Annotated in this window: 6 protein-coding genes and 1 pseudogene; 5 read left to right on the top strand and 2 right to left on the bottom strand. The window is 59.4% G+C overall.

What is annotated here, in order from left to right; translation table 11 throughout:
• Positions 1-1394: pseudogene (locus H5U08_RS05170) on the top strand (hypothetical protein); the annotation flags it as partial.
• Positions 1395-1622: 228 nt separating this feature from the next.
• Positions 1623-2951, top strand: coding sequence for an HRDC domain-containing protein (locus tag H5U08_RS05175; RefSeq protein ID WP_297030963.1), 1329 nt, complete (start codon positions 1623-1625; stop codon positions 2949-2951).
• Positions 2952-3085: 134 nt separating this feature from the next.
• On the opposite strand, the gene H5U08_RS05180 is transcribed toward H5U08_RS05175, so the two are convergent.
• Together H5U08_RS05180 and H5U08_RS05185 are read right to left on the bottom strand one after the other, a co-directional pair.
• Positions 3086-3229 carry a hypothetical protein gene (locus H5U08_RS05180; protein WP_297030965.1) on the bottom strand — a complete coding sequence of 48 codons (144 nt, stop codon included), beginning with the start codon at positions 3227-3229 and terminating at the stop codon, positions 3086-3088.
• Between the two features lie 93 nt (positions 3230-3322).
• Complete coding sequence (locus H5U08_RS05185) at positions 3323-4051, bottom strand: hypothetical protein (protein ID WP_297030967.1); 729 nt, start codon at positions 4049-4051, stop codon at positions 3323-3325.
• 747 nt (positions 4052-4798) lie between these two features.
• On the opposite strand from H5U08_RS05185, the gene groL (H5U08_RS05190) reads away from it, so the two are divergent.
• The 3 genes from groL (H5U08_RS05190) to groL (H5U08_RS05200) all read left to right on the top strand — a co-directional run bounded on the left by groL (H5U08_RS05190) (position 4799) and on the right by groL (H5U08_RS05200) (position 8661).
• Positions 4799-6427: a chaperonin GroEL gene (gene groL, locus H5U08_RS05190; RefSeq protein ID WP_297030968.1), complete on the top strand. Its 1629-nt coding sequence runs from the start codon at positions 4799-4801 to the stop codon at positions 6425-6427.
• A gap of 263 nt (positions 6428-6690) precedes the next feature.
• On the top strand, positions 6691-6990 hold the full coding sequence (gene groES / locus H5U08_RS05195; RefSeq protein WP_095416313.1) for a co-chaperone GroES: 300 nt from the start codon (positions 6691-6693) through the stop codon (positions 6988-6990).
• 51 nt (positions 6991-7041) lie between these two features.
• Entirely contained in the window at positions 7042-8661 is a 1620-nt protein-coding gene (gene groL / locus H5U08_RS05200) for a chaperonin GroEL (RefSeq protein ID WP_297030971.1), read from the top strand.
• Positions 8662-8929 lie beyond the last annotated feature (268 nt).

Raw genomic sequence — 8929 nt, forward strand, 5'->3', positions numbered from 1 at the left:
TCACGGAACTTAACGCGGCCGTGTTTGCAGCGGTGATCGGTGCGGAAGACCCGCAGGGTCTGGAAGACCTGGCACGGCTTGCGCAGCAGGTTCCCGGAGCAAGACCGATGGGAGCCCCGCCTGGCACACCGGTCGGTTATCCGGGCCCCGGCTATTCAGGGCCGGGGGCTCCGCCGGGCTATACTTCCGGTCCTCCGGAAGGATACCCAGGTTATCCGCCGTCTTCGCCAGAAGAACCGTCAGGTGCCGCACCGCCCGGCTATGGCTATCCGCCCGGTTATCCAGGGGCCGCTCCCGGTCAACCTGGGGGTATGCGGGGACCGGCTCAGCCCGTGCCGAAGCTGGTCAGCCAGGAACGGCGTTTAATGGTGAAAGGGCTGCCACGCGAGATCGCGTTGAAACTGGCCCCCAAACTCTGGACGCCCGACGCGGTCGCCCTCATCGAAGCACGTTTGCGGCAGGTCAATTCGCTTAAAGAAAGTGCCCGGGATATTTGTCTGGCGGCCACGTTCCCGATGAGTTCCATTCGGCTGAGGCTCAGCGGAATACTGAAAAGCAAGTTGGAAGAGGGGCCGGAACCTCTGGCGGCGCTCGGCTTGGGGAATAATCTGTTCATTGATCCGGGCATGGTCGTTGTGGTGAAGAGCCTTCCCCGGGAAGAACCGCCGCAACCGAATCTCAATCGTCCCGTCAGGCCCCCGCTTCGGCGACCGGGCATCCGTCCCGGATACCGCCCTGGACCCGGGTACGGACCAGGTTATCCCGGAGGACCAGGAGGATCGGGGCTTGGCGAGGAATATGGGAGTGGGGCGATGCCCCCCGGTCAGCCAGGCGCTACCAACGTCGCAGCCCTCTCTGCAAAGGTTCGCTGGATGCTGATGGCTGAAAACGTGGGACGCTCCGTGTGTCGGGAACTGAAACAGGCGGCCGACCGTCTCGCCACTGTTGATCCGGGCGCTCTGGAATCGGTCAGTCAGAAACGCCCGCCTGAGTTCCAGGAAACACACCCCAACTGTGCCGTGGTCGCCGAATACCACCTCGATTGGCCAAACTCCCAGCTCAGGCAGGAACTGCCCGGCGTCCAATTCGATCCCATGCGCGTCCACTACATCCGATTGGAGGGTCGCAGCACGCTGGCTGCTGTTTCCGGGTTCTACCGACGGAAGATTCAGAATATCACCCAGCGGGTGATCTCTGATGGGGTGTGGTTGGACGACGTGAGAACGCTTACCGATGGCAAGGCCCGTCGGCAGTCGATTGACGTCTTTGTGACCCACGACGCGGGAGATGTGACCCCGAGCGAGGAAATCGACCTTGTGGTGGAGTTGCTTTCGGTGGAGATTCTGGCGCAGGACGTCGCCGCCTCCGTCCCGGCTGCGGAAACGCTTCGCTGAACAGGCGCATTCCTCGAGGCTGTGGGATGGGACGCCACCGAGTGACGTGACCCTCGATTTTCCGCCTACGAGCAGGGTACATTGAGAATGGGCGCTGTCCCGGATTGTGAGGCGTCCGAATGGGCAAGTGTCTCGATACTGTCCTTGTAGTCGAAAGAGGTCCCGCCCATGATCCGACGTTGCCGCCAGAGCAGGAAGGGTTGACAGTTACACGAGAAAGGGTGCTCAGTGAATCGAGAGTCCGCAACTGCTGGAGACCATCCTCACCCTGTTCGCCGTATAGCTGCCGTCAATGACTTCGAGGTTTTCTGCCGAGAGTTACGGAGGCGATCTCGGCTGGCCCTGGATACGGAGTTTGTGGCCGAGGACAGCTATCAACCCAACCTGTGCCTGATCCAGATTGCCTTCGATGATGAACTGGTGGTGATCGATCCCTTCCCCCTCGGGTCGGTGCGACGCTTCTGGGAAACCATAATTGAGGGAAACGTGGAGGTCGTTGTCCATGCCGGCCGAGTGGATCTTCAATTCTGCTACAACGCCGTCGGACAGTTTCCTTCCCGCGTTTTTGATGTGCAAATTGCCGCTGGGTTGATCGGTCTGGAGTATCCCGCCGGACTTGCCAACATTTTGCAAAAGTATTTGGGGATCTCGGTAACCAAGCACGAGACGCGGACCGACTGGCGACGGAGGCCACTCAGTGACAAGCAGATCGAGTATGCCCTCAACGACGTTCGATACCTGCTCCCTTTGAGAGATCATCTGGAGCGCGAACTCGTCCGGCTCCATCGCCTGGAATGGTTGAGCGAGGAAGTGCAGCGCCAGCAGCAAATGGCCATCCAAGCGGAAGGGGAAGAGCGATGGCGGCGGCTGACGGGGTATGGTGGAGTGTCCCGCCGAGAACTGGCCATTCTGCGCGAGCTGTGGCACTGGCGGGAACGGGAAGCCGCCAGACGAAACGTCCCCCCACGTCGCGTTTTACGGGACGATCTTCTGGTGGAACTGGCGCGGCGGGCATCCAGTGACCCCAAACGAATCCTCGCCATTCGCGGGATGTCGCACCATTCCATTCGACACCTCGTCCCCATGATCTCTGCGTGCATCCGAGAAGCCCTTGCCCTGCCGCCAGAAAAATGGCCGCAACTTCCCAACCGGCCTGGAGTTCAGCAGTCCCCTGTCGTTGGACAGTTTCTCTACAGCGCCCTCGCGAGCCTGTGTCTGAAAAAACAAATTGCGGTCGGTCTCGTGGGCGGGACCAATGATTTGCGGGACTGGCTGGCTTATCAGCTCTCCGGCAACACGGACGATCCCCCGCCCATCCTGGCCCAGGGATGGCGACGCGAGGTGATCGGCGATACCCTGCAAATGCTGGTTGCAGGACGCGCTGCTTTGCGCATTGCCGACCCCACGGCGGACAACCCCCTGGAACTCATTTTTCTCGCACAGACAGACGCTGAATCCCGCGAGACTGTGGACAGGCAATCGGAGGGCCAGTTCCCTCAGGGCCCTGAGGACGTGACTGCCAGTTCCCAAGAAGAATCCTGCGAGACGCCCCCCTGAGCAGGTGTCGGCGAAAGGCTGACTCATTCCCGATTTTTTCGCCGCTATAAAGGGCAGACTCCCAGGATGGCTTGCGCAGGATTGAAGTCCAGCCCGGCGGAACGGCTTGCCAGCTCCGCCATTCAACGTCGAGATCATCCATCTTTTGCCGTGGGCAGAAGCGGCGTGGCCCGCTGAGTCACTCCGGGAGTAAGTTGCTCGTCAGGTCTGGATTCCCACGCAGGATCGTCCGCTTCGTGGACGTGCTTCATTCCCGTTTGAAGGTCGGGGACGTTCATGCATGGCCCCTGCGGCATCGCAGAATGGGGATGAGCGAAGGCGAAAGACGCTCGATGCCTCCCATGCTCCGAAGGCCCTTCGGTGCTTGCGGCTTATTGAGAGGCTTCGACCAGCCGGACTTCGCCTGCCTGCCATTCTCCCTCGGCCGCCAGAGGTGCCGGAACGAATCTCTTGTCCACGAATGGTTCCAGAAGACGCCGGTGCTCGACGGGGAGGCGCGTGGGCCAGAGCTGTTCTTTGGGGAGCGGCGACCCGAAAAGAATCTGATAAGCGCGCGGATGACGTTCCTGGAGGGTGGTGGCGTCCAAACACAAAAGCACAGCAGGCCGGTTTTGCACGCTGGGGTACTCCCGCACGTCGCCGACCAGTTCAAATCCCAAAAATTTTTCATAAAAGAGTGCATGCCGGGGATGGACGGCTATGAAGACTTCGTCGAGGTGTTCTGTAAATCGGGCGTATTGGGCGAGCAAGCGAACAAGCTCAATGAAATGGGAGAGACCGGTTTTCCCGATTTCCTCACCCGCCAGGCACGTCACCTCGCCGAAGACACGGCGTTCCTTGCGGTGCGCGGCGATCGCCTCAGGATACACCGCTTCCGCGGGAATCCCCAGAATTCCATCGCGCACGAGAGACATCGTTAAAATGACGCGCGGGCCTTCGCAGGCGATAAACAGGTCGGTGGTGGGCAGCAGGTGATACGGAGTCACGCGGAGCATGTACTTGTTCGGGGCAATGAGTCCTGCACGAACGTAGGAGTGATAAACGAGTCGCAGGGCTGCAATCCAGTCTTCGATTGTCGATGCAGGACGGTATGTGACCATAGCATCTCACCATTGGTCGAGCGATGTCGACTCTCCAGGCTGCGGAAAAGACGACCAGATTAGTTCCCCAAGATAAGCCGCCGTCAGTCCGGTCGTTCGTCTCAGAAGGATCAGCAACCTGCAGCATTGCTCCGCTCTTGACGCAGGAGCCACCGAGGTGCCGGAACGAGGAACGCAACCGTCTTTCCGACGGGCTCTATGACAAGCCTAGGTCACGGGACGACGGTGTCAAACTAAAAATCGGTGAATTCTCTTTTGGGGTAACCGCCGGGACAATTCTCTCTACCGGGCAGGCACGGCGATGCTCGAGGAGCCGGCCAGTGGGGACTCTCCAGCGGTATTAGCTGGGACAACCCGGCGGACTGCCAATTTGGCACCGATCTGGCCTCCGGCGTGCCAGGACGCGCACCCGCTCGTGTTCCCGTCCCGTCTCTAATTTGCGTCTAATCCGTCACTTGTGCCAACAGAAGGTCCTTGGCATACAGATTGCATAGGAAGGACGCGACAGTTCTTCCATCGCGACGCACCCCGGGGCGGGGAATAACATTAAAGACGGGATTGATGTCACCGCGAGGAGGGGACACGTCAGGTGCCCGCGGCAGGTCGCATTGGCCTGTCCCCACATCGACGGAATCGGGGGAGCGAATTCTCCCGCTCGCTGGTTTTACGTGGTGCGACAAACCGCCCCGACCAATCGGGCATGTCCGGGAAACAATTGGCATTCTGTGAGCAAAGGAGGATCTTCCAGTGGCGAAAAACCTTGTTTTCGACCAGTCGGCACGACAGGCGTTAGCAGCGGGTGTTACCAAATTGGCGATGGCCGTGAAGGCCACTCTTGGTCCGAGAGGTCGCAATGCCGTCCTGGACAAAGGATGGGGTTCGCCCAAGGTCACCAAGGACGGCGTGACCGTGGCGGAGGACATCGATCTGGAAGACCCCAATGAAAATCTGGCCTGCCGATTAGTTCGCGAGGCAGCGTCCAAGACCAATGACGTCGCCGGTGACGGCACGACCACGGCGACGGTTCTGGCGGAAGCCATTTTCAAGGAAGGCCTGAAAATGATCGCGGCCGGTGCAGACCCCATGGCGCTCAGCCGGGGGATTCACAAGGCCGTGGATGCCGTGGTTGAGGCCATCAAAAAGATGGCGCAGCCGGTTGACGAAAAAAACCGCAAAGAAATCGCCCAGATTGCGACCATCGCGGCCAACAACGATCCGTCGATCGGCGCAGTGCTGGCCGACGCTTTCATGAAAGTCGGCAAGAATGGCGCTATCACGGTGGAAGAAGGAAAGCAGGCCGAGACCACCGTGGAATTCATCGAAGGGATGCAATTCGACCGTGGTTTCCTCTCTCCGCACTTCGTGACCAATCAGGAGGAGCAAACCTGCGAACTGGAGAAGTGCTATATCCTGGTTTACGAGGACAAGATTTCCAACGCGCGTTCGCTGGTGCCGCTCCTCGAAGCCGTGGCGAAGACGAATCGGCCGCTCCTCATCATTGCTGAAGATGTGGAAGGAGAGGCCCTGGCGACGCTCGTCGTCAACAAGCTCCGCGGGATTCTCAGCGTGTGTGCGGTGAAGGCTCCCGCCTATGGTGAGCGCCGCAAGGCCATGCTCGGAGATATCGCGATTCTCACCGGCGGAAAGGCCATCTTTAAAGACCTCGGGATCAATCTCGAATCGGTGAAGCTGAGTGATCTCGGGCAGGCCAAGAAAGTGATCGTCACGGCGGATGACACGACGATCATCGGTGGTGCGGGTAGCAAGGAAGAAATCGAAGGTCGGTGCGAGCAGATCAAGAAAGAACTGCAAACGACGACCAGCGATTACGACCGCGAAAAGCTCCAGGAGCGACTGGCCAAACTGTCCGGTGGCGTGGCCCAGATCTTCGTCGGTGCGGCCACTGAGACCGAGATGAAAGAGCGGAAATACCTCATTGAAGATGCCAAGGCCGCAACCCAGGCGGCCCTGGAAGAGGGGATCGTGCCGGGTGGCGGCGTGGCCCTCCTGAGGGCGGCGAAGGCGCTGGAGAAACTCGAACTGACCGGCGACGAAGCCCTCGGCGCGAAGATTGTCGAAGCCGCTCTGGAAGTTCCCCTGCGAACCATTGCCGAGAATGCTGGTCAGGATGGGGCGGTCGTCGTGGCGCAGGTTCGCAAAATGAAGAAAAACGAGGGCTACGACGCCGAAAAAGACCAGTATTGTGACATGTTCGAGGCAGGTATCATCGACCCGGCAAAGGTGGTTCGGGTAGCGATTCAGAACGCGGCCAGTGTGGCGAGCCTCCTCCTGACCACCTCCTGCCTCGTCACCGAGATCCCCAAGAAGGAGACCGACAAGAAGCCGGGTCACCACGACGAGGATTTTGACTACTGAGCAACCCGGCGGCCAAGAGGCCGTGCGGATCAATATATATTGCGTCTCGGGTCGCGGCAGAAGCGCGGCCCTGTACGGAGAAGACAGCCTTCGGCAACCGTTGCCGAAGTTTGGTCCGGCCCGACGATGCGGCCGAGATGGGGAAGACAGTGGCAGCAGAGCACCAGCGACAGGTTGCCCTGTCTTCCGTGGTTCATGATAGGTGCGTGTGAAAACAGGAATAAACGGAGTCAGGTTGTTTTCAGGAAAAAGGGTGTGCGACGATGAGCGAAATCAAGTTGCGGCCGTTGGATGATCGGATTGTTGTGGAACCTCTGGAAGCGGAAGAGACGACCCCGGGCGGTATCGTCCTGCCCGATACAGCGAAAGAGAAACCGCAACGTGGACGGGTGCTGGCCGTGGGGCCAGGCCGCCTGCTCGACAACGGCAAACGTACGGAGATGTCTGTCTCTGTGGGTGATGAGGTGATCTTCGGAAAGTACGCGGGGACGGACATCGAAATCGAAGGAAAAGAAATCAAGATTCTCCGCGAGTCCGACGTGTTGGCGAAGATCGTGAAGTGATTCTGGTTGGGAATCAATCGGGAGGTCCTGCAAATATAAGGAGCCCCAGACGTGGCAAAGCAACTGTTGTTTCAGGATCAGGCCCGCGCGAAGCTGCTGCGCGGTGTTGATAAGCTCGCTGATCTGGTTGCGGTGACTCTCGGTCCCGCCGGCCATAACGTGATCCTCTCCAAGTCCTACGGCGGGCCGCAGGTGACCAAAGACGGTGTCACTGTGGCAAAAGAAGTCGAACTGGAAGATCGTTTCGAGAACATGGGCGCGAAACTCGTCAAAGAGGTCGCGTCCAAGACATCGGATGTGGCCGGTGACGGAACGACCACCGCGACTGTGCTGGCCCGGGCGATCTACAAAGAGGGCCTGCGGAACGTCATTGCCGGGAGTAATCCGACGGCCATCCGTCGTGGAATCGACCGCGCTGTCGAGGCGGCCGTTTCTCACCTGATGACGATCGCCAAGAAAGTCGAAAGCAAGAATGATTTGGCCAACGTCGGCGCGATCAGCGCGAATAACGATCGCAAGATCGGCGAACTGCTTGCCGAAGCGATGGAAAAGGTCGGCAAGGACGGTGTGATCACCGTCGAGGAAGGCAAGACCGCCGAGACGACCTACAAAGTCGTGGAAGGCATGCAGTTCGATAAAGGGTACATCTCGCCGTACTTCATCAACCGAGTACCCGAGATGGACTGCTATTTTGAGGATGCGTACATCCTCATCCATGAAAAGAAGATCAGCAATCTCAGGGAATTGATCCCGCTTCTGGAAAAGGTCGCTCACACGGGCAAGCCGCTCTTGATCATTGCCGAGGACGTGGAGGGCGAAGCCCTCACCGCGCTGGTGGTCAACAAGCTCCGCGGCGTCCTCCAGGTGTGTGCCGTGAAGGCACCGGGATTCGGCGATCGTCGCAAGGCCATGCTGGGTGACATTGCCATCCTCACCGGTGGGACGCTGATCAGTGAAGACCTCGGCATGAAGCTCGAAAATGTCGAGCTGACACATCTTGGCCGAGCGAAAAAGATCACCGTGGACCGCGACAAGACCACGATTGTGGAAGGTGCGGGCAAGCCCGCCGACATCAAGGCCCGGTGCGATCAACTCCGGCACCTCATTGAAACCACCGACAGCGACTATGATCGCGAGAAATACCAGGAGCGGCTGGCCAAGCTGTCTGGCGGCGTCGCGGTCATTCAGGTCGGTGGTGCCACAGAGGCCGAAATGAAGCAGACTAAAGCCCGGGTGGAAGACGCGCTCCACGCGGTGCGGGCTGCCGCTGAAGAGGGTATTGTGCCGGGTGGTGGCGTGGCGCTCCTCCGCTGCCGTGAAGCCGTGGAGAAAGCGCGGGCGAATGCTCGCGGTGACGAAAAGATTGGCGTGGACATCGTCTATCGGGCACTTTCCAAACCACTTGAGCAAATCGCCGAAAACGCGGGTCTCGACGGGTCGGTGGTGGTCCAGGAGGTCCTCGAAAAGGACACCAACGTCGGTTTCGACGCCATGTCCAAGAAGTACGTGGACATGTTCAAAGCGGGGATCATCGACCCCACCAAGGTGGTTCGTTGTGCCCTGGAGAACGCCGCGAGCATCGCAGGACTGATGCTCATGACGGAAGTCCTCGTGACGGACGTGCCCAAGGAGGAAGAGGAAGAAGTACCGGTGGAGGGCGTGGTTCGCTGATCAAGCGACATCGTCCGGCCTGACGGTCTGAAAGAGAAAATGCGGAATTGGGCCACCTCCGGTATGGGGGTGGCCCATGTTCCCTGTTATGACCGCGTTTACCGGAGCCGTCAGGCCTCTTTTCGGCCGTTCGAGCGCTCGAGGGGATGCGGCGATTGTGTGATATAATAGCGCGAGTCAGGATTTCCACGGATCCGTCTGACTATTGGGGAACACGTTGACATCATCGCGAAGTGGCGCAAAAACTGGGGTATTGTCTGTTTGTGTT

The organism is Thermogutta sp. (assembly GCF_014359955.1).
GTDB lineage: Bacteria > Planctomycetota > Planctomycetia > Pirellulales > Thermoguttaceae > Thermogutta.